General features: G+C 70.6%; 15 protein-coding genes. 5 read left to right on the top strand and 10 right to left on the bottom strand.

What is annotated here, in order from left to right; genetic code table 11:
* Positions 1-312 precede the first annotated feature (312 nt).
* Entirely contained in the window at positions 313-1020 is a 708-nt protein-coding gene (locus tag ACOMG5_RS03820; RefSeq protein ID WP_420342456.1) for a CatB-related O-acetyltransferase, read from the top strand.
* Positions 1021-1293: 273 nt separating this feature from the next.
* On the opposite strand, the gene ppaT is transcribed toward ACOMG5_RS03820, so the two are convergent.
* Positions 1294-2460 carry a pyridoxamine--pyruvate transaminase gene (gene ppaT / locus ACOMG5_RS03815; protein ID WP_420342455.1) on the bottom strand — a complete coding sequence of 389 codons (1167 nt, stop codon included), beginning with the start codon at positions 2458-2460 and terminating at the stop codon, positions 1294-1296.
* Positions 2461-2754: 294 nt separating this feature from the next.
* On the opposite strand from ppaT, the gene ACOMG5_RS03810 reads away from it, so the two are divergent.
* The gene (locus ACOMG5_RS03810) at positions 2755-3462 is read left to right on the top strand and encodes a FadR/GntR family transcriptional regulator (protein ID WP_420342454.1); all 708 of its coding nucleotides are present in this window, start codon (positions 2755-2757) and stop codon (positions 3460-3462) included.
* Positions 3463-3541: 79 nt separating this feature from the next.
* The gene (locus tag ACOMG5_RS03805) at positions 3542-5065 is read left to right on the top strand and encodes a GMC family oxidoreductase (RefSeq protein ID WP_420342453.1); all 1524 of its coding nucleotides are present in this window, start codon (positions 3542-3544) and stop codon (positions 5063-5065) included.
* A 120-nt stretch (positions 5066-5185) separates the two neighbouring features.
* On the opposite strand, the gene ACOMG5_RS03800 is transcribed toward ACOMG5_RS03805, so the two are convergent.
* From ACOMG5_RS03800 to ACOMG5_RS03790, 3 genes are read right to left on the bottom strand one after another with little or no spacing between them, the layout of a single operon-like run.
* Positions 5186-6880, bottom strand: coding sequence for an acetyl/propionyl/methylcrotonyl-CoA carboxylase subunit alpha (locus ACOMG5_RS03800; RefSeq protein WP_420342452.1), 1695 nt, complete (start codon positions 6878-6880; stop codon positions 5186-5188).
* 13 nt (positions 6881-6893) lie between these two features.
* On the bottom strand, positions 6894-8492 hold the full coding sequence (locus ACOMG5_RS03795) for a carboxyltransferase domain-containing protein (protein ID WP_420342451.1): 1599 nt from the start codon (positions 8490-8492) through the stop codon (positions 6894-6896).
* Entirely contained in the window at positions 8485-9261 is a 777-nt protein-coding gene (locus ACOMG5_RS03790; RefSeq protein WP_420342450.1) for a 5-oxoprolinase subunit PxpA, read from the bottom strand. Before ACOMG5_RS03790 ends, ACOMG5_RS03795 begins: the two co-directional genes overlap by 8 nt.
* 334 nt (positions 9262-9595) lie before the next feature.
* Here ACOMG5_RS03790 and ACOMG5_RS03785 point away from each other — a divergent pair, with 334 nt between their 5' ends.
* Both ACOMG5_RS03785 and ACOMG5_RS03780 read left to right on the top strand, forming a co-directional pair.
* Positions 9596-12121, top strand: a complete 2526-nt coding sequence (locus ACOMG5_RS03785; protein WP_420342449.1) for a GAF domain-containing protein — start codon at positions 9596-9598, stop codon at positions 12119-12121.
* Positions 12118-15075, top strand: coding sequence for a PAS domain-containing protein (locus tag ACOMG5_RS03780; protein WP_420342448.1), 2958 nt, complete (start codon positions 12118-12120; stop codon positions 15073-15075). Before ACOMG5_RS03785 ends, ACOMG5_RS03780 begins: the two co-directional genes overlap by 4 nt.
* A 4-nt stretch (positions 15076-15079) precedes the next feature.
* Here ACOMG5_RS03780 and ACOMG5_RS03775 read toward each other — a convergent pair whose 3' ends face one another.
* The 6 genes from ACOMG5_RS03775 to ACOMG5_RS03750 all read right to left on the bottom strand — a co-directional run.
* Positions 15080-16045: a bile acid:sodium symporter family protein gene (locus ACOMG5_RS03775; RefSeq protein ID WP_420342447.1), complete on the bottom strand. Its 966-nt coding sequence runs from the start codon at positions 16043-16045 to the stop codon at positions 15080-15082.
* A 68-nt stretch (positions 16046-16113) separates the two neighbouring features.
* Entirely contained in the window at positions 16114-17697 is a 1584-nt protein-coding gene (locus tag ACOMG5_RS03770) for a gamma-glutamyltransferase family protein (RefSeq protein WP_420342446.1), read from the bottom strand.
* 11 nt (positions 17698-17708) lie between these two features.
* Entirely contained in the window at positions 17709-18698 is a 990-nt protein-coding gene (locus tag ACOMG5_RS03765; protein ID WP_420342445.1) for an oligopeptide/dipeptide ABC transporter ATP-binding protein, read from the bottom strand.
* Positions 18695-19645 carry an ABC transporter ATP-binding protein gene (locus ACOMG5_RS03760; RefSeq protein ID WP_420342444.1) on the bottom strand — a complete coding sequence of 317 codons (951 nt, stop codon included), beginning with the start codon at positions 19643-19645 and terminating at the stop codon, positions 18695-18697. Before ACOMG5_RS03760 ends, ACOMG5_RS03765 begins: the two co-directional genes overlap by 4 nt.
* Positions 19642-20511, bottom strand: a complete 870-nt coding sequence (locus tag ACOMG5_RS03755) for an ABC transporter permease (protein ID WP_420342443.1) — start codon at positions 20509-20511, stop codon at positions 19642-19644. Before ACOMG5_RS03755 ends, ACOMG5_RS03760 begins: the two co-directional genes overlap by 4 nt.
* 16 nt (positions 20512-20527) lie before the next feature.
* Positions 20528-21467: ABC transporter permease (locus ACOMG5_RS03750; RefSeq protein WP_420342442.1), on the bottom strand; the 940-nt coding region annotated here is incomplete at its 5' end.

Raw genomic sequence — 21467 nt, 5'->3', positions numbered from 1 at the left:
CCCTTCGCATAGGGGGCGAGGAACACCCGCGGCATCGGCCCTGCCATGCTCTCCGTGCACAGCCGGATCCCTGCGTGGATCTGGCCGCCATGAATGGCGAGCCTCTCCCGGATGCGGGGGGTGCCTGAGGGCACAGGAGAAGCCCTTGCCCTGCAGGGCAGGCTGCATTTGCGATGCGGCCATTACGGTGGAAACCCGCAGCCCCTCGCCAGCGCCCAAAGTTTCGTAACGTCGAATTTCCCACAAGGGCCAAACGAGCTTGCGCGGACCGGCGCCGGTCGGCTATGCCGCCGCCATTGGACGGAGCATAATATGACACCCCATACTCGCAATCACGCATGGGAAACTCGACGCATTTACATCAGCGGGGCCGGAACCACGCATTTTCACAAAGGCACGATTGCAGAGGAATGCACCTCCTACAGCGCCGATAGCTCGTTTCGGGCCCGCCGCATTGGCGCTTTCAGCTATTTCGGCAAGCGCTGCGAGATCGCCAACACCGACAAGATCGGGCGCTACTGCTCCTTCGGGCAGGATATCCTCGTCGGCGCCGGCCCGCACCCGACGGACTGGCTGTCCTCCTCGAACATGTTCTTCCGCGCGAACCGCGTCGCGGACCATCCATCGGTGAGCGCGTTCTTCGATGGGCGTGAAATCCCGCCGTTCCGGCACGGAAAGGCTATGTGCACGATCGGGCATGACGTCTGGTGCGGCAGCAAGGCCATGGTCATGATGGGCGTCACGGTGGGCCATGGCGCTGTGATTGCCGGCGGGGCCGTGGTGACGAAGGACGTGCCGCCCTATGCGATCGTCGGGGGGAACCCCGCCCGCATCATCCGCATGCGATTTGACGAGCACATCGTCGACCGCATGCTCGCCAGCGCGTGGTGGGACATCAAGCCGAACCTGCTCAAGGACGTGGACGTTACAGATCCGGTGCGCGCCCTTGATCAGATTGGCGAAATCAAGGCCGCGCACAACGATTGGGCCTATGAGCCAGCCGTCATGGCCCTGGCCTAGGTGCCTGTCACAGGCTGCCATGCCAAGCCAGGTACCGCGTGCATGGGAGCACCCAAGATCGATCCTGTAGTGCGCCTTCCTGCTCCGCAGATTTTCGGCGCGGTGAAGGTTGCCACTGACCGCGCGGAGAAGCTCCGTGGCCGAAGCCTCAGCCACGCGGGAAGCCACCGGCAGGCCGCCCTCCGGCAGGCCGAGACAGGCCCGGCCTGACGGAAAGTGCAGGTATCGCACTCCGCTCCCCCGCGCACGGGGGAGCGGATTTCATCCCGGCTGTTACTGCGCCGCCATCGCCGCCTCGATCGCCGCGCCGAGGCTCAGCGGCAGATCCGTCAGCCGCGACAGCGCCCCATGCAGGGCCGTCAGCGCGATCACCGCATACATCGGATAGGCCGTCGGCCCCATGTGGCCCACGCGCACCAGCCGGTTGAAGGTCTCGGCCCGGCCAGATGAGATCACCACGCCGAAATCGTTCTGCATCGCGCTGCGCAGCGCGGTCTCGTCCACCCCCTCGGGCAGGCGGATCGCCGTGGCCGTGGGCGAGGCGAAGGCCTCCTCCGCCGCCCAGAGCCGCAGCCCCATCGCCTGCACCCCGGCCCGCATCGCCGCCGCTGTCTGCGCATGGCGCGCCCAGACCGCCTCCGGCCCCTCGGCCATATAGCGATCGAGCGCAGCATCGAGCCCGTTCAGCTCGGCGACCGAGGGGGTGAACGGAAACGGCTGCCCGGCCTTCCAGGCATCTTCCCAATCCAGCACCGACAGGATCGAGCCCCGCGGTGCCCGCGGATTGGCCTTCATGTGATCCCAGGCGCGCGCGCTGATCGCCAGGATCGAGAGCGCGGGCGGGCAGCCGAGGCATTTGTTCGGCCCCGTCACCAGCACGTCGATCCCCTCCAGATCCACGCCCACCCCGCCATAGGCCGAGACCGAATCCACCAGGAACAGCGCCCCATGCGCCTGCACCACCGCCGCCAGCTCCGCCAGCGGGTTGATCGTGCCCGAGGGCGTATCGTGATGGCACATCGCCACGATCGTGGCCTCGGGATGGGCGGCCAGCGCCTCGCGCAGGAGATCGGGGGTGATGACCCGGTCGTACTCGACCCTGAGCTCGGTCATGGTTGCGGCATGCGGGCTCAACCAGAACCCATAGGCCGCGCCATAGACCCCGGAGACGAGATTCAGCACATGATCCTGCGGCCCGACCAGCGAAGCCGCCACCGCCTCCAGCCCCAGCACCGGTTCGCCCTGCAAGATCACCGGCACCTGCGGCGCCCCCATGATCCGCTGCAGCTTCAGCGAAAGTTTCTCGTAGAACTCCTGAAAAACAGGGTCGTAGTCATAAAGAACCGGACGGCCGAGCGCGCTCAGCACCTCCGGATAGCAGTTCACCGGCCCGGTGGTCAGGGTGAATTGTGCAGGCTTTATCGGGGTGGGGGGTGTCATGGGCCGGGGCCTCCTGTCGGTTGCGCCCGCGCGGGCGGGCATCTGCGGCAGACTGTCGCCCGACCAACCGATTTTGCAACCATTATGTGGATTATCCAAAAGTTTTGGTTGCAATGGTTGATGGTCGCTGAAATATTCGCCATCAGGCGGGTGCGGGTTTTCAACGGTGCCTTTGTTACGGGGCGCCGGCGCTCCGGGCTTGCCTCCGGCAGCGGCGCAATGCCTCTATGGCGGGGTGCGGTGGCCGGAGGACCGGGCGGGAACCGCATCGCAAGAGGAGCGCGGCAGGCGATCATGGCGGATACGGCGACGGAACCTACGGAAGCGCGGCTCGATCAGCTGGTCGGGCTGCTGCGCGGGCAGATCACCGGCGCGGGCGAGCTGCCGCCCGAACGCGTGCTCTGCGACCAGCTGCAGGTGACGCGGCACATGCTGCGCAAGGCGCTGAAGGCACTGCGCGACGGCGGCGAGATCAAGGCCACCAAAAGCGGGCGCCGCGCGGCGCCGGGCGGGGCGGGGCCCAGCCCCTCGGCGCTGAGCCAGCGGCGGATCGTGCAGACCACGAACCCGTTCGAAGTGATGGAAATGCGGCTGATGATCGAGCCCGCCCTGGCGCGGCTCGCGGCACTGCGGGCTTCGCCCGACGAGATCGCGCGGATCCTGGAGGCGGCCCAATCCGCCCCGAGCCTGACCCCCAGCGAAGCCGACCAGGCCTTTCACCGGGCGATTGCGGCGGGGGCGCGCAACAGCCTCGCGAGCGAGCTGAACTTCCTGCTCCATTGCGTGCAGACCGACTCGCGCCTGCGCTTCACCGACAGCGACACCGATGCCCGCACCACCCAGGCCCGCGTGCGCGACCGCGACGCCGCGCACCGCACCATTGCCGAGGCGATCGCCGCGCGCGATGCCGATGGCGCCGCCGAGGCGATGCGCGCGCACCTCGCGGCAACACAGATGAAACTGATGGGACGCCTCGGCCTGACCGGCTTCGAATCCGGCTGACCCCTCCCCGATCCGCCCTCCCCCGCCGCGGCCGGAGCCTTCCGGCCGCCTGCTCCGTCATGCCCGAAAGGTCCGCGAGATGCCCGCCCCCATCGACACGCTCATCCTCGGCGCCGGCTCGGCCGGCTGCATCCTCGCGAACCGCCTGAGCCGCGACCCCGCCCACCGGGTGACGCTGGTGGAGGCGGGCGGCTTCCCGACCGACCCCGATGTGTTCGCCCCCGCCATGTGGCCGCTGATCCAGGGCCGCAGCTACGACTGGGACTATGAGACCGTACCGCAGCCGGGCACGGCGGGGCGGGTGCACCGCTGGGCGCGCGGGCGGATGATCGGCGGATCGAGCGGGCTGCATGCCATGTTCCACCTGCGCGGCCACCCGGCGGATTTCGATGCCTGGGTGGCGGCCACGGGCGATGCGGGCTGGTCTTATGAGGCGCTGCTGCCGCATTTCCGCGCGACCGAATCCTACGCCGAGGAAACCGCGCTGCATGGCACCGGCGGCGAGATGCCGGTGATGATCCCGGAGGCGGAGACCCACCCGGCCGTACGGAGCTTCATCCGTGGGTGGCAGGAGCTCGGCCTGCCGCGGCTCCCCGATCACAATGGCCGCGAGGTGATCGGCACCGCGCCGAATTCGCTCACCATCCGCGACGGGCGCCGGGTCACCACCGGGACGGCCTTCCTGGCGCCGGTGCTGGGCCGGCCGAACCTGAGGGTGATCACCGGGGCGGAGGTGCACCGGCTGCGCTTCGCCGGCCGGCGCGTGCGCGGGGTGGAGATCCGGACCACGGCGGGAGACAGCGTCCTCGAGGCGGGGGAGGTGATCCTCGCCCTCGGCGCCATCGCCGATCCGCTGCTGCTGATGCGCTCAGGCGTGGGCGATCCGGCGGTGCTGGCGGCGGCGGGCGTGCCCTGCCGCGTGGCGCGGCCCGAGCTCGGGCAGAACCTGCACGACCATATGCTGGCCGCGGGCGTCGTCTACCGCGCGCGCCAGAACATCGCGCCCTCGCGGCTGCAGCATTCGGAATCGCTCGCCTATCAGTCCGCGCGCGGGCTGGATGTGCATACCGGCGCGCCGGATCTGGTGGTGGGCTGCGTGGTGGCGCCCTCGGTCTCGGAGGCCTTCGCGATGCCCGCGCCCGGCGAAACCTATACCCTGCTGTTCGGCGTGACCCACCCGACCTCGCGCGGCGCGCTGGCGATCACCGGGCCGGAGCTGCGCGACGCGCCCCGGATCGACCCGCGCTACCTGCATACGGAGCACGATCGCAGGATGTTCCGCCTGGCGCTGGAGCGTGCCCGCGCCGTAGGGGAAAGCGCCGCGATGCGCGCCTGGAACGGCGGCGAGCTCTTGCCCGGCGCGGATGTCTCCTCGCCCGCAGCACTCGATGCCTTCATCGCGCGGGCCGCGATCACGCATCACCACCCGGTCGCGACCTGCGCGATGGGCGCAGCCGATACCAGCGTGGTGGCGCCCGACCTGCGCGCGCGGGATTTCGACAATCTGGCGATCGTCGATGCCTCGGTGATCCCGGCCATCCCCTGCGGCCCGATCCATGCGGCGGTGATGGCGATCGCCGAGAAATACGCAGCCCAGCTGTAAGCATGGCCCTGCGCGCCGAAGGCGGCAGGGCTGGCGCATTGGGCCGCACCGGCCCCCGCAGCGGGGCCGCCCTCTGCGCGGGCCCTGCCTGATAGCCTGAAGCGGCAGGGCATCCGCCCCCTATTCCAGCGTGGCAATCACCGCCCCCATCACCAGGGCCGCCCCTTCCGATACCTGATGCCGCAGGACACCCCCCGCCGGGGCCTCGATGCGGGTCTCCATCTTCATCGCATCCATCACCGCCACCGCTTCGCCCGCGCGCACGCTCCCGCCATCCGGCACGAGCCAGCTCTGCAGCGTGCCGGGGATCGGCGCCGTGATGCCGCCGGGCGTGGCGGGAGGGGCGGCCGCAGGGGCCTGCGCCCCCACCATACCCGCGGGCAGGCCGAACCGGTGCCGCCGCCCGTCGATCTCCAGATAGCCCATGACCAGCGCGGGCTCGCTCGGATCCACCCGCGGCGCGGGCGCAAGCGCAGGCCCTTCGGTTTCCACCCAGGTCGTGTACACGTCGAGCCCGGTTTCGGATACGAAGGCCGGATCCTCCAGCACCGCGCGGTGGAACGGCAGCACGGTGGCCACGCCCGTGATCTCGAATTCCGCGAACGCCCGGCGCGCCCGCGCCAGCGCCACGGCCCGGTCCGGCCCATGCACGATCAGCTTCGCCAGCAGGGAATCATACAGGCCCGGCACGTCGGAGCCCGCCTCCACCCCGCTGTCGAGCCGCACCCCCGGCCCCGCAGGCGGGCGGAACTGCCCGATCCGCCCCGGCCCCGGCAGGTAGCCGCGCCCCGGATCTTCGGCGTTGATACGAAATTCCAGCGCATGGCCCCGCGGCATGGGCGTCTCGCGGACCGAGAGCGGCAGCCCCTCGGCGATGCGCAGCTGCTCCACCGCGATATCGATGCCCGTGGTCTCCTCCGTCACCGGATGCTCCACCTGCAGCCGGGTATTGACCTCCAGAAACGAAATCACCCCGTCGCGCGACAGCAGGAACTCCACCGTACCGGCGCTGGTATAGCCCGCCGCGCGGCAGATATCGGCGGCGGCGGTATGGATCCGGGCGCGCTGATCGTCGCTCAGGAAGGGCGCCGGGGCCTCCTCCACCAGCTTCTGGCTACGCCGCTGCAACGAGCAGTCGCGCGTGCCCAGCACCACCACATGGCCATGCGCGTCGGCCAGCACCTGCGCCTCGATGTGGCGCGGCTTGTCGAGGAACTGCTCGGCGTAGCATTCCTCGCGGCCGAAAGCCTCGCGCGCCTCGCGCACCGCAGAGGCAAATAGCTCCGCCACCTCCTCGATCCGGCGCGCGACCTTCATGCCGCGCCCGCCGCCGCCATGCGCGGCCTTGATCGCGATCGGCAGGCCATGGGCGCGGGCAAAGGCTTCAGCCTCCGCACCCGAGGCCAGCGGCCCGTCCGAGCCTTTCACCAGCGGCGCGCCCACCGATTGCGCGATCCGCCTTGCGGCCACCTTGTCGCCCAGCGCGGCAATCACTTCGGGGCGCGGCCCGACCCAGGTCAGCCCGGCATCAATCACCGCCTGCGCGAAATCCGCCCGCTCCGAGAGGAAGCCATAGCCCGGATGCACCGCATCCGCCCCCGCCCGCCGCGCGACCTCCAGCAGCTTCGGAATATCCAAATAGGTCTCGGCCGGGCGGCCCGGCCCCAGGCCCCAGGCCTCATCGGCATGCCGCACATGCAGCGCCCCGGCATCCGCATCGGCATAGACGGCGACGCTCGCCACGCCATGGTCGCGCGCGGCGCGGATCAGGCGCAGGGCAATCTCGCCACGGTTCGCAATCAGCAGCTTCTTCATGGCAGCAGTTTCTTCATGACGGGGCCCCCGACGGAAGGAGGATAACCTCCTCGGCGAATGTACCGAGGCGGGTGAAGCGGATGCGCGCGCCCGGCGGGATCTGGCCTGCGCGGGCAATATGGTGCGGCGCAAGCACGCCGATGACGGGATAGCCGCCGGTGATCGGATGATCGGCGAGGAACAGCACCGGCTGGCCCGCATGCGGCACCTGGATCGCGCCCAGCACCGTGGCCTCGGAGGCGAGCTCGGCGCTCTCGGAGCGGGTGAGCGGGCGCGCGCCCTGCAGGCGGATGCCGACGCGGTCGAGGCTCGCGCCCACGTCCCAGTCCTGCGCGAAGAGAAGCTCCTGCGCCTCTGGCGTGAACCAGTCCGTCCGCGGGCCGGGCAGCACATCGAGGCGCACCAGATCGCCCGCGCGCGCCAGTGCGGGCGGCGCAGGCAGATACAGGCCGACGGCGGCGGCGCGGGCATGGGCCGGGCGCAGCACATCGCCCGCGCGAATGGGCGCCGGGCCGATACGGGCGAGCGTATCCGTCGCGGCCGAGCCCAGCACAGGCGCCACCGCATAGCCCCCCCGCAGCGCCAGATAGCTGCGCAGGCCGCAGGGCGGCGGCGCGAGGCTCAGCCGGTCTCCGGGATCGAGCGCGAAGGCCCGCCCCGCGGGCACCGGCAGCGCCCGGCCCTGCGGCGGAGTGAGCGTCATCGCGCAGGGCGCCCCGGCCAGCGCCAGCGTCAGCGCTTCCACGGCGCAAAGCTCTAGCCCACCCATCAGCACCTCCACCACCGCGGCTGCCTCAGGGTTGCCCACGGCGCGGTTGGCCGCCGCCATCGCGCCCCGGTCCATCGCGCCGGAGCGGCCCACGCCCTGATCGAACAGGCCCGGCCGGCCCGCGTCCTGAAACAGCGCCGGGCGGTCCGCGCGGATCACCTGCAGGCCGCCCGGCGCGGGCGCGGGCGGGCAGGCTGGCGCGGGCCCGGGCGCCGCATAGGCTACGGCCTCCACGAAGCGCACCCTGTCTCCGGGCGCGAGCCGCGCGGGCGGGCGCCGCGCCAGATCCCACATCGCCGCATCGGTGGTGCCGATCAGCTGCCACCCTCCCGGCCCCTCGGCCGGATATATGCCGCAAAACTGCCCCGCCAGCGCGACCGACCCGGCCGGGACCTTCGTCCGCGGGCTCGGGCGGCGGGGCAGGTCGAAGGCGGGATCGTCGCAGACCATGTAGGAAAAGCCGGGGGCGAAGCCATTGAAGGCAACGGTGAAGGTGGCCGCACGGTGGCGCGCGACCACCTCCGCCACGCTGAGACCGAGAAGGGCCGCCACATCGGCCAGATCGGCGCCATCGTAGCGCAGCGGGATCTCCACTAGCCGCCCCGGCGCCGCCGCCCCGCCGGAAAGATCGAGCCCGGCCACCGCCTGCGCCAGCGCCTGGCGCGTGGTGCGGCGCGGATCGAAACCGATCCAGAGCGTGCGTGCCGCGGGGATGATCTCGCCCATGCCGGGCAGCGGGTGCGCCCGAAGATGCTCCACCAGCCGCAGCACGGGCCCAAGGCCCGGCAGCTCCACCAGCATCCCGTCCGCGCCGGCCGGCAGGAAGCGCAGCGCCTCAGGCATCCGCGCCCCCCGGGGCGAAGGCGCGCAGCCCGACCCCGCGCGCGGCGAGCCCCGCGCGCAAAGCCCGCGCGAGGGCGACAGAGCCCGGCGTATCGCCATGCACGCAGATCGACTGCGCCTCGGGGGTGATGTCGCGCCCATCGGTGGCCGCGATCCGGCCTTCGCCCACCAGCCGCAGCATCCGCGCCAGCACCTCCTCCGGATCATGCAGCACCGCACCCGGCGTGCCGCGCGGCGCCAGGCTGCCATCGGGCAGATATGCCCGGTCGGCAAACACCTCGCACAGAACGGTGAGCCCCGCTTCACGCGCCCAGCCCACCACCGGCGCCCCCGAAAGCGCAAGGAGCGGCAGCCCCGGGTCCACCGCCCGAATGGCCACGATCACCGCCTGCGCCTGGCGCGCATCCTGCGCGATGGTGTTGTAAAGCGCGCCATGCGGCTTCACATAGCGCACGCTGGTGCCTGCCGCGCGCGCCAGCCCCTGCAGCGCCCCGATCTGGTAGATCACATCCGCGGTCAGCTCGGCGCTCGCGGGCTCCATCGCCCGGCGCCCGAAGCCCACCAGATCCGGATAGCCCACATGCGCGCCCACCGCGACCCCGGCCCGCGCCGCCGCCCGCAGCGTCTCGAGGATGCCCTTCGGATCCCCGGCATGAAACCCGCAGGCGATATTCGCGCTGCTGACGATCTCCAGCATCGCGGCATCGTCGCCCATGCGCCAGGCGCCGAAGCTCTCGCCGAGGTCGCTGTTGAGGTCGATCATGCGCATCGGATGCCCTCCGGTTCCGGCCCTGCGGCCGCGCCGCCCCGGGGCGGACACTATGCGCGCGGGCGCCACGCGATCAACAGCGATCTCCGGCGGGAGCGGCGTGAAAAATCCCGCGCGCAAGGGGAACCGGGCGCGCACCCGCACGTTTTGGCAATTGAACATCGGGGACAGGGGGGCTTGGATGCATCCGTCCTGCGCGCAGACCCCCGGGCGCGGGACGCTCCTGCCGGCTCTCAATCCGGCATCGACACATGCGACACCGAGACCGGCCAAGACAGATGATTCCACTGCCCTTCCCCGCCTTCCCCCGCGCCGCGCCGCATGGAGCGCTGCGATGACCGAGCCGCAGCTCCCGGTCGGGGTGGACCTGACCAATTGCGACCGCGAGCCGATCCATGTACCCGGCAGCATCCAGCCGCAGGGATGCCTGCTCGCGCTCGATGCGGCGGCGCGCGTGGTGCAGCGGCATTCGGCCAATGCGCCCGCGATGCTGGGGCTGGCGGCGGATCCGAACGGCCTGGCCCTGACAGAGGCGCTCGGCACGGAGGCGGCGCACAGCCTGCGCAACCTGCTCGCGGCCACATCGGAGGGCCAGCGCCCGGCCCTGCTGTTCGGGCTGGAGCTGAACGGGCGGCAATTCGATGTCACCGCGCACCGGCACATGGGCCATTGCCTGCTGGAATTCGAGCCGCCCAGCGGAGCGCTCGGCCCGCTTCTGGGCACGGCGCGTACCATCGTCGGGCGGATGCGCGCCATTGATACATCGGCGCGGCTGGTGCAGCGCGCGGCCACGCTGCTGCAGGCGCAGCTCGGCTATGACCGGGTGATGATCTACGAGCTCGGCGCCGATGGCGCGGGAAAGGTGGTGGCCGAAGCCCGGCAGCCCACGCTGGAGAGCTTTCGCGGCCAGTATTTCCCCGCCGGAGACATCCCCCGCCAGGCCCGCGCCCTCTATCTGAAGAACCCGATCCGCCTGATCGGGGATGCGGGCTATATGCCGGTGCCGCTGGAGCCGGTGCGCGATGCCTCCGGCGAGCCGCTGGATCTCTCCTATGCGCATCTGCGTGCGGTATCGCCGGTGCATTGCGAATATCTGCGCAACATGGGCGTCGCGGCCTCGATGTCGATCTCCATCATCGTCGAAGGCGCGCTCTGGGGGCTGATCGCGTGCCACCACTACAGCCCGCGCGTGCTCAATATGGCGGAGCGCGCGACGGCGGAAATGGTGGGCGAGTTCTTCTCGCTGCACCTCGATGCCCTGCGCCGGCGCGAGGCGCTGGCGGCCGCGCGGCTGGCGCAGCAGCGGCTGGACGGGCTCTTGATGGACACGAGCCGCAGCGCCGATTTCACCGAGGCGCTGCGCGCGCGCCTGCCGGAGCTCGGCGAGCTGATCGGCTGCGACGGGATCGGCATCTGGCTCGATGGCGCCTGGAGCACGACCGGCGCCGCGCCCGCGCTGGAGGCGGTGCAGCCGCTGATCCGCTTTGCACAGGCCGGGATCGACGGGCGGATCTGGGCCAGCCATCAGCTGAGCGCGGTGCTGCCCGATGCGGCGGCGCTGAATGAGGCTGCCGCCGGGGCGCTGGTGATCCCGCTGTCGCAGCGGCCGCGGGATTACCTCATCTGCTTCCGCCGCGAGGCGGTGCATACGCTCGATTGGGCGGGCGACCCGAACAAGACCTACAGCCACGGCCCGCTGGGAGACCGGCTGACCCCGCGCAAGAGCTTCGCGCTCTGGAAGGAAACCGTGCGCGGCAAATCGCACCCCTGGTCCGAGGAGAACCGGCAGTTCGCCGAGGCGATCCGCCAGGCGGTGGTGGAGATCGTGCTGCACAACAGCGAGCTTCTGGCCGATGAGCGCGCCAAGGCCGCGGTGCGGCAGCGCATGCTGAACGAAGAGCTGAACCACCGGGTGAAGAACATTCTCGCGGTGATCCGCGCGCTGGTCTCGGGCGAGCCGCAGGAGGGCACGACGCTCGCCGCCTATGTGGAATCGCTGCGCGGGCGGATCCAGTCGCTGGCGCTGGCGCATGACCAGGTGGTGCGCGGCGATGGCGGCGGGCGGCTCGCCGATCTCTTGCGGGCGGAACTCGGGCCCTATGACGGCGCCTCCTGCGATGGCCCGCCGGTCTGGCTCGATGCGCGGGCCTTCTCGGTAATGGCGCTGGTGTTTCACGAGCTCGCCACCAATGCCGCGAAATACGGGGCGCTCTCGCGCGGGGGCGGCACGCTTTCGGTGCGCTGGTCGCTGGAGGCGGACGGCAGCTGCCGGATCCTGTGGCAGGAGGAGGGCGGCCCGCCGGTCGCGCCGCCCGCGCGCAGCGGCTTCGGCTCGGTGCTGATCGAGCGCTCGATCCCGTTCGATCTCGGCGGCTGCAGCCGGCTCGATTTCGCGCCGGCGGGGCTGCGCGCGGAGTTCGGCCTGCCCGGCCGCTTCGTGCGCGCAGATCAGGCCGCGCCCGCGAGCCCCGCCCCGGCGGCAGCCCCGCCGGAGCTGCCCGCGCATCCGCATGCCGGCGCCAGCGTGCTGATCGTGGAGGACCAGATGCTGATCGCGCTCGGGCTCGAAACCGGCCTGCGCGAGGCGGGCCTGCGGATCGCGGGCGTCGCACCAAACAGCCGCATGGCGTTGGAGCTGATCGGCCGCGCACGCCCCGACCTTGCCGTGCTGGACGTGAATCTGGGCGCGGAGACTTCGGTGCCCGTCGCGCGGGCGCTGCGCGCAAGTGGCGTGCCCTTCGTTTTCGCCACCGGCTACGGCAGCGATTTTTCCCTTCCCGAGGACCTTCCCGGGGTCCCCGTCGTCAACAAGCCATATGACATCGCAGAGATCCTGCGCAAACTGCCGAGGGTGACATGACCGAGACCAACCCTGCCCGCGCCGCATCCTGGCCCATCGGCGGCGGCATCACCGGCGCGCTGATCCGCGGCATGGACTGGTCCGCCAATCCGCTCGGGCCGATTGCGCAGTGGTCGCAGACGCTGCGCATCAAGGTCAATTCGCTGGTCAATTCGCCGATCCCCCAGGTGCTTATGTGGGGGCCCGAGCATGTGATGCTGTATAACGACGGCTATATCGACATCGCCGGCAGCAACCACCCGCGCGCGCTCGGCGGCACCGTGCCCGCGATCTGGCCCGAGATCTGGGACTGGAACCGCAAGATCCTGGAGGAGGGCTTCACGGGCAAGGTGCAGGCTTTCCGCGAACAGACGCTGACGCTGCACCGCAATGGCCGCCCCGAAGACGTGATCTTCGATCTGTTCTACACCCCTATCTACAGCGACGACGGGCTGCGGGTGGAGGGCGTGCTCTGTACCGTGCTCGACATTACCGAAGCCGTCCTCGCGCGGCGCGCGCTGGCGCAGAGCCGGGCGGAGCTGCACAGCCTGACCGATGCGCTGCCGATTCTGGTGGGCTTCCTCGACCGCGGCCTGATCTACCGCATGGCGAACGCCCGCTACGCGGACATTTTCGGCAAGCCGCCCGCGGAGGTGATCGGCCGCCATGCCTCGGAGATCATCGGCGAGGGCTATTTCGCCAGCCGCGAGGAGGCGCTGCAGCGCGCGCTGGCGGGCGAGGCGATCGTCTCCGACGCCGCGATCCGGCTGCCCGACGGGCGGATGCGCACCTTCGAGGTCCGCTACAACCCGCGGCGCAATGCGCAGGGCGCGGTCGAGGGCATCTATGTGCTGATGATCGACATCGAGGAGCGCAAGCAAGCCGAGACCGGCCTGCGCCACAGCAACGAGCGCTTCCGCGCCGCGGTGGAGGCGATCCACGGCGTGCTCTGGACCAACGGCCCCGAGGGCGAGATGACGGGCGCGCAGCCCGGCTGGGCCGCGCTGACCGGGCAGAGCCCGGAAGAATACCTGGGCTATGGCTGGGCCGAGGCCGTGCATCCGGAGGACCGCGCGGGCTCGGTCGAGAGCTGGCGCGCGGCGGTGGCCGCGAAGCGGACCTATACCTGGGAGCACCGGGTGCGCCGCCACGATGGCGCCTGGCGCAATTTCGCGATCCGCGCGGTGCCCACGCTGGATGCCAGTGGCGCGATCCGCGAATGGGTGGGCGTGCACAGCGACATCACCGAGCAGCGCGCGGCGGAGGCGCAGCTGGTGGAGCGGGCGCAGGACCTGGAGCGGCAGGTGCGCCACCGGCAGCGCGCGGAGGAGCAGCTGCGGCTGCTCAACGAGGACCTGGAGGCGCGCGTGGAGGCCGAGGTCGCGGAGCGGCGCAAGGCCGAGCGCGCGCTGCAGCAGGCGCAGAAGATGGAGGCCATCGGCCAGCTGACCGGCGGCGTCGCGCATGATTTCAACAACCTGCTGCAGGTGGTGACGGGGAACCTGCAGCTGCTCTCGCGCGATATTTCGGGCAATGAGCGGGCCGCGCGCCGGGTGGCCAATGCGCTGGCCGGGGTGCAGCGCGGCGCGAAGCTCGCGAGCCAGCTGCTGGCCTTCGGGCGGCGGCAGGCGCTGGAGCCGCGGGTGCTGCATATCGGGCGGCTGGTCTCGGGGATGGACGACCTGCTGCGCCGCTCTCTCGGCGAGGCGGTGGAGGTGGAGCTGGTCACCTCCGGCGGGCTGTGGAACACCTGCGCCGATCCGGGCCAGGTGGAGAACGTGCTGCTGAACCTTGCGATCAATGCCCGCGATGCGATGGAGGGGCGCGGCAAGCTCACAATCGAGCTTGGCAACGCGCATCTGGACCAGGCCTATGCCGATGCGAATACCGAGGTGGCGCCGGGCCAGTATGTGATGCTGGCGGTGAGCGATACCGGCAGCGGCATCCCGCCGGAGCTGCTGGAGAAGGTGTTCGACCCGTTCTTCTCCACCAAGCCCGAGGGCAAGGGCACCGGGCTCGGGCTGTCGATGGTCTATGGCTTCGTGAAGCAGTCGGGCGGGCATGTGGCGATCTACAGCGAGATGGGCCATGGCACGACGGTGAAGGTCTATCTGCCGCGCTCCATGGCGGAGGAGGGCCGCGAGGTCGCGATCACCGCCGGGCCGGTGGTGGGCGGCACCGAGACCGTGCTGGTGGTCGAGGATGACGAGGAGGTGCGGGCCACGGCCGTCGATCTGCTGCAGGACCTCGGCTACCGCGTGCTCACCGCGCGCGACCCGCAGGCCGGGCTGAGCGTGATCGAGAGCGGTCTCGCCATCGATGTGCTGTTCACCGATGTGGTGATGCCGGGCCCCGTCACCAGCCGCGAAATGGCGCGGCGCGCGCAGGAGCGCCTGCCGGGGATCGCGGTGCTGTTCACCTCGGGTTACACCGAGAATTCCATCGTGCATGGCGGGCGGCTGGACCCGGGGGTGGAGCTGCTGTCGAAGCCCTATACCCACGAGGCGCTCGCGCGGCGGCTGCGCCATGTGATCGCCAACCGCAGGCAGGTGACGCAGCCGCTGGCCACGCTGCCGCTGCCGGCCAATGATATGGCGGCGCGGATCCTGCTGGTGGAGGACGACCCGCTGATCCGGCTCGACACTGCGATGATGCTGGAGGATCTGGGCCATACGGTGGAGCAGGCCGGGCTCGCCGGGCAGGCGATGGGGCTGCTGGAGCAGGGCCGGTTCGATATCCTGCTCAGCGATCTCGGCCTGCCCGACCTGAACGGCCAGGAGCTCGCGCAGCGGGCGCTGGCGCAGCAGCCGGGCCTTGCCGTCGTGTTCGCCACCGGCGAGAACCGCCTGCCCGAGGGCAGCCCTCCCGGCGCGGTGCTGCTGATGAAGCCCTATGGGGAGACCGAAATCGCGCAGGCGCTGCACGAGGCACTGCGCCGGCGCGCCACCGGGCCGCAGCCGCGCGTGGCGGTCTGAGCGCTCAGGCCGCCTGCGCCTGCGCGGCGCGCTGCGCGATCACGGCGCAGACGAGAAGCTGGCCGAGGTGGAACAGCATCACCGGCAGCACCACCGCGCCGAGCACCGCGGGCGGGAACAGCGCCGTGGCGATCGGCAGGCCGCTGGCGAGGCTCTTGGTGGAGCCGCAGAAGAACAGCGCCCGGCGATCGGGCATCGGCAGCCCCGCCGCCGCCCCGCCCGCAGCCATCGCCGCCATCACCAGCGCCATGAACCCGGCAACAGTGAGGCCCAGCGCCAGCAGCGTGAACGGCGGGATCGCGGTCCAGATCCCCGCCACTGTCCCGGCGCTGAAGGCCGCATAGACGATCATCAGGATCGAGCCGCGGTCCACCACCAGGGTCAGCAGCCGCTGGCGCCTTATCGCTGCCCCGATCCAGGGCCGCAGCATCTGCCCGAGCACGAAGGGCAGCAGGATCTGCACCGCGATCCGGCCCACGGCATCGGTGCTGATGCCGCCGCTGCGCTCCATAAGCAGCGCCATCAGCGCGGGCGTGAGCCCGACTGCGAGCAGGTTCGAGATAGATGCCGCGCAGATCGCCGCGGCGACATTGCCGCCCGCGATGCCGGTGAAGGCGATGGCGCTCTGCACCGTCGAAGGCAGCACCGAGAGGAACAGCAGCCCCGTCGCGAGCTCCGGGCCGAGCACCGGGCGCAGGAGCACCGAGAGCGCGAGCCCGAGTGCCGGGAACAGCGCATAGGTGGTGGCGAGGCAGGCCGCCTGCAGGCGCAGGTTCATCAGCCCGGCGCGGATCGAGGCGAGGTCGAGCTTCGCGCCATAGAGCAGGAACAGCAGCGCCACCGCCCAGAATGTCAGATGGTGCAGCCCCGCCGCCACCTGGCCGCGCGCGGGCAGAAGGCCGCCCGCACAGACCATTGCGACGAGCAGGAGCATGTAGGTGTCTATGCCGATCCGGCGCAGGAACTGCATTCGGAAATCCTCCCTTGGCCCGTCGCGGCCACGCCGCGACAGGACCGGTATTTTGCCGGAAAGGGAGATCAGAACCCCAGCGCCATGCCGTCCTTGCGGCTGTCGGAGCCGCCCTCGAGGAGGCCATCGGCGCGGATCCGGATCGCCTGGCTGCCGCCGATCGGGCTTTTGGCCACGGCCAGCTTGTGGCCGCGCGCGGCCAGATCTGCCTGCGCTTCGGCAGAGACGGTCGGCTCGACCTCCAGCACCCCGCCGAAGCCAAAGCTGCGAGGCGCATCCATCGCCGCCTGCAGATCCAGCCCACGGTCGATCACGCCGGAGAGGAACGCCGCATGGCCCGCCGCCTGGTAATGGCCGCCCATCACGCCGAAGGGCATCACCACGCGGCCGTTCTGCGTGACCATGCCGGGGATGATCGTATGCATCGGGCGCTTGCGCGGGCCGATGGCGTTGGGATGGCCCTCGATCAGCCGGAACGAAGCGCCGCGGCTGTGGAACAGAACGCCCGTCGCAGGGTCCAGATGGCCGGAGCCGAAGCCGTGGAAGATCGAGTTGATGAAGGAGATCGCATTGCCCTCGGCATCCACCACGCAGAGGTAGATCGTGTCCTTGTGCTCGGGCTCGTCCCAGAGCGCGGGGGCGGCGGCGCGGGTCATGTCTATGCGCGCGCGCAGGGTCTCGATCACCGGCTCCGAGAGCAGGGTTTCGGCCACGCCCCGGCAATGATCGGCATCGCCGATCAGCGCATCGCGGTGGTGATAGGCGATCTTCGTGGCCTCGGCATGCAGGTGGATCCGGTCCGCCTCCGACAGCGCCGCCATGTCGAAGCCCTCGAGGATCTTCAGGATCAGGAGCGCCGCGGTGCCCTGGCCGTTGGGCGGGCATTCATGGATATCATAGCCGCGGTAATTGGCACTGACCGGGGCGACCCATTCCGCGCCCTCATTGCCGGCCGCGAAATCCTCCAGCGTATGCAGCCCGCCGAGGCCCTGCAGGTATCCGACCATCTGCGCCGCAGCCGGCCCTTCGTAGAAGGCCGCCGCACCCTCGGCCGCAATCGCGCGCAGGGTGCGCGCGAGGAGCGGCTGGGCCAGGATGTCGCCCGCCTCCGGCACTTTGCCGCCCGGCAGGAACACCGCCGCCGCCCCGGCATCGCCTGCCACCGTCTCGCGGTTCGCGGCCCAGTCCTGCGCCACGCGCGGGGTGATGCGGAAGCCGTTCTCGGCATAATCGATCGCGCGGGCGAAGATCTGCGGCAGCGGCAGCGAACCATGGTCGGCGATGAGCCGCATCCAGGCCGAGATCGCGCCCGGCACGGTGATCGCATGGGGCGAGGTCTGCGGGATCTCCGTCTCCAGCCCCGCGGCCTTCAGCGCGGCCACAGTGGCCGCAGCAGGCGCCCGGCCGGAGCCATTGAGCGCCTTCACCGCGCCGCGCGCCGGGGCATAGAGCGCGAAGCAATCGCCGCCGATTCCGGTCATCAGCGGATCCACCACCGCCTGTACCGCCACCGCGCCGATCGCCGCATCGACGGCATTGCCGCCCTGCGACAGGATCTCCAGCCCCGCCGCGGTGGACAGCGGATGCGAGGTGGCGATCATCGCCTTGCCGGTCAGGGTGGAGGGCCTGCGGGCCGAGAAAAAGTTGAACATGGGATCCTCCCTCAGTCGTTCGTTCGGGTCAGCGGGTGCAGGCAGGCCACGGCCCGCCCTGCGCCGGATGGGTATTTGAGGCGCATCAGCGCCGGATCGGTGCCGCGGCAATCCTGCGCCGCCTGCGTGCAGCGCCCGGCGAAGCGGCAGCCCCTGGGCAGGTCGAGCGGGCTCGGGATCTCGCCCGGCAGCGGATCGGAGATCGGGGCGAAGAACTCGGGCGCGGCCCGGCGCAGCGCGCGCGCATAGGGATGGGCCGGATCGGTCAGGACGGCATTCGTCGGCCCGGTTTCGACGATCCGCCCGAGATACATGATCGCGATCTCGTCGCACAGATAGCTCGCGACGCCGAGATCATGGGTGATGAACACGAGCGTGAGCCCCATCTCGGCGCGCAGCCGGCGCAACAGGTTCAGCAGCTGCGCCTGGGTCGAAACATCCAGCCCCGAGACCGCCTCGTCCGCGACCAGCACGCTGGGGTTCGAGGCGAGCGCCCGGGCGATGGCCACCCGCCGCACCTGCCCGCCCGAAAGCGCGGCCGGATAGCGCTCCGCGGCCTCCGCCGGCAGCCCCACGCGGGAGAGAAGCGCGGCGATGCGGGCGGGCTCTTCGGCCGGGGAGCAGATGCCGAAATGGCGCAGCGCCTCGGAGATCAGGGCGCCCACCGTCATCCGCGGATCGAGCGAGCCGCGCGCATCCTGATAGACCATCGCCACCTCGCGGGCGAAGCCCGTGCCTTCGGCGCGGATCTCGGTCACCGGGCGGCCCTTGTAGAAGGCCTGGCCCTGCGAGGGCGGGGTGAGGCCCAGCAGCACCCGCAGCAGCGTGGATTTGCCCGAACCCGATTCGCCCACGATGGCGACGCTCGCGCCCGCACGGATCGTCAGCCGCACGCCATCGAGCGCATGCAGCGCGCGCTTCTCGCGCCGCAGGAGGCCACCGGGGCGGCTCACCTGATAGACCTTCTCCACCTCGCGCAGCTCGAAGACAGGGGCGTTCATGCGGCATCCTCCGGGTTCCAGCAGGCCACGGAGCGGCCCGCGATCTCCTGCAGGGCCGGGCGTTCGTCGCGGCAGCGCGCCAGCGCCCGCGGGCAGCGCGCGGCGAAGCGGCAGCCTGCGGGCATCGCGTCATAGCCCGGAACGCCACCTTCGGGCGGATCGAGCGCCTCGGTGCCGATTTCGACCACGCAGGATTTCAGCAGCCGGGTATAGGGATGCACCGGGGCCGAGAGCACCACATCGCAGCGCCCCGCCTCCATCACCTGCCCGGCATAGAGCACCACGATCCGGTCGCAGGCCTGCGAGGCGAGCGCCAGATCGTGCAGCACGAAGATGCAGCTCGCGCCGCGGGCACGGGTCTGATCGAGGATCAGCCGCACGATCTGCGCCTGGATCGTCACATCGAGCGCGGAGGTGGGTTCGTCGGCAAAAAGCAGGTCCGGGTTGCAGGCCAGCGCGATCGCCACCATCACCCGCTGCTGCATCCCCCCCGAAAGCTGATGCGGATAGGCCGTCATCCGCGCCTGCGCATCGTTGATGCCGACGCTTTCCAGCAGCGCCACCGCGCGCGCCTGCGCCTCCTTGCGCGGCAGGCCGAGGTTTCGGCGCAGCACCGTCGCGAGCTGGCTGCCCACGGTATAGCAGGGATTGAGCGCCGCGCCCGCATCCTGAAACACCATCGACAGCCGCCGCCCGCGCAGCCCCGCCCAGCCCGTTTCGCTGAGCGCGAGCAGATCCGGCACATCGTCGAACCGCGCGGTGCCCGCGACCTGCGCGCCATCGGCGAGCCCCATCAGCGCGGCGGAAATGGTGGATTTGCCGGCGCCGCTCTCGCCCACCAGGGCCAGGGTCTCGCCCGGAGCGAGATCGAGCGACACGGCATCGAGGATCTTGCGGCTGCCGCGATGCAAAGTGAGGTCGCGGACCTCCAGCAGGGGCGCGCTCATGCGTCTTTCCTCAGCTTGGGATCGAATTCCTCGCGCAGCCCGTCGCCGACGATGGACAGCGCGATCAGAAGAAGCGCCAGCGCCAGCCCCGGCATCCCCGACATCCAGGGCGCGAAGCTGACGAAGCCGCGCCCTTCGGAGATCATCAGCCCCCAATCGGGCGTCGGCGGCGTGACCCCGATGCCCAGGAACGAGAGCGAGGCCGAGACCAGGATCGCCTCCGAGACCCGGATCGTCATCTGCACCAGCAGCGGGAAGATGACGTTGGGCAGGATGTGGCGGCGGATGATCTGCAGGCGCGGGATGCTCATCAGCGCGGCCGCCTCCACGAACAGTTGCACCTTCACCTGCAGCACATCCGCCCGCACGATCCAGGCGAAGGGCCCGACCATGGAGAGGGCGACGGCGATGATCACCTTGTCCACCCCCTGCCCCAGAATGGCGATGAAGGCCACCGCGAGGATCAGCGAGGGCAGCGTGAGGATCGCGTCGATGATGCGCATCAGCACCCATTCGAGCCAGCCGGTGGCGAGCCCGGCCGCGATGCCGAGCACCAGCCCCCCCGCCGCCCCGATCCCGACCGAGCACAGCCCGATCAGCAGCGCATAGCGCGCCCCGAAGATGATGCGGCTGAGAATGTCCTGGCCGTAGCTGTCGGTGCCCAGAAGATGCGCGCCGCCGGGGGGCGCCATCATCGCCTCGATCGACTGCTGCACCGGGTCGAAGGGCGCGATCCAGGGCGCGAACAGCGCGCAGGCGAGGTAGCCCGCCGCAACCAGCAGCGCCAGCGTGAAGAACGGCCGCCGCAGGAAGATGCTGCGCCGGGCGCGCGGCGCCGGGAGGGGGGCGGAGGTGGTATCGGTCATGGGTATCTCCCTCGCCTCAACGCGGCTTCAGGCGCGGATCGAGCAGCGGATAGGACAGATCGACCAGCAGGTTGATCACCAGAAACAGCACCGCGGTGAGCATCACGCCCGCCTGCACCACGCCATATTCGCGCCCGAGCACCGCGCCGGTGAGCGCCTGACCCAGCCCCGGGAGAGAGAACACGGTTTCCGTCAGCACCGCGCCCTGCAGGATATTGCCGAGCTGCAGGCCGATCAGCGTGACGAGCGGCATGGCGATGTTGCGCATCGCATGGACCCAGATCACCCGCCAGCGCGGCTCGCCCCGGGCGCGGGCGGCGGCGATATAGGGCTGCGCCAGCACCTCGATCAGCGAGGCCCGCGTGACCCGCACGATCATGCCGATGAAATAGGTGGAAAGCGTCAGCGCCGGCAGCACCATGTGATACATCCCGGTCGCGAAATCCTGCCAGGGCGGCACGAAGCCCATCACTGGGAACAGGCCGAATTTCACGGCGAGGAACCAGATCAGCAGGATACCGAGGAAGAACGAGGGAAATGCCGTGGCGGTGAGCGACAGCGCCGCCGCCGCGGCATCGAAGATACTGTCCTTGCGCACGGCGGAAAGCACGCCGAGCGGCACGCCCACCGCGATGGCCAGAAGGATCGAGCAGGCGGTGAGGGTGAGCGTGACCGGCAGCGCCTCGCGCACGATATAGGTGAAGATGTCGGTGCGGGCGACATAGGAGGTGCCCCAGTCGCCCGCCACGAAACTGCCGAGCCAATGCAGATACTGGGCCGCCACCGGCCGGTCGAGGCCGAGCGCGGTCTTCAGCTCGTCGTAGCTCTCCTGCGAGAATTCCGAGCCGAGCATGAGCATGACCGGGTCCCCCGGCGCGGGGGGGGGGGGGCGGGGGCCCGCCCCCCCCCCCCCGACCCGCCCCCCCCCGGGGGGGTCTCTCGGGGGGGGGGGGCCC

Source organism: Paenirhodobacter sp. (assembly GCF_041916475.1).
Taxonomy (GTDB): Bacteria; Pseudomonadota; Alphaproteobacteria; order Rhodobacterales; family Rhodobacteraceae; genus Rhodobacter.
Note: the sequence above shows the minus strand (reverse complement) of the source record. Positions and strands in the feature narration are given on the sequence as shown.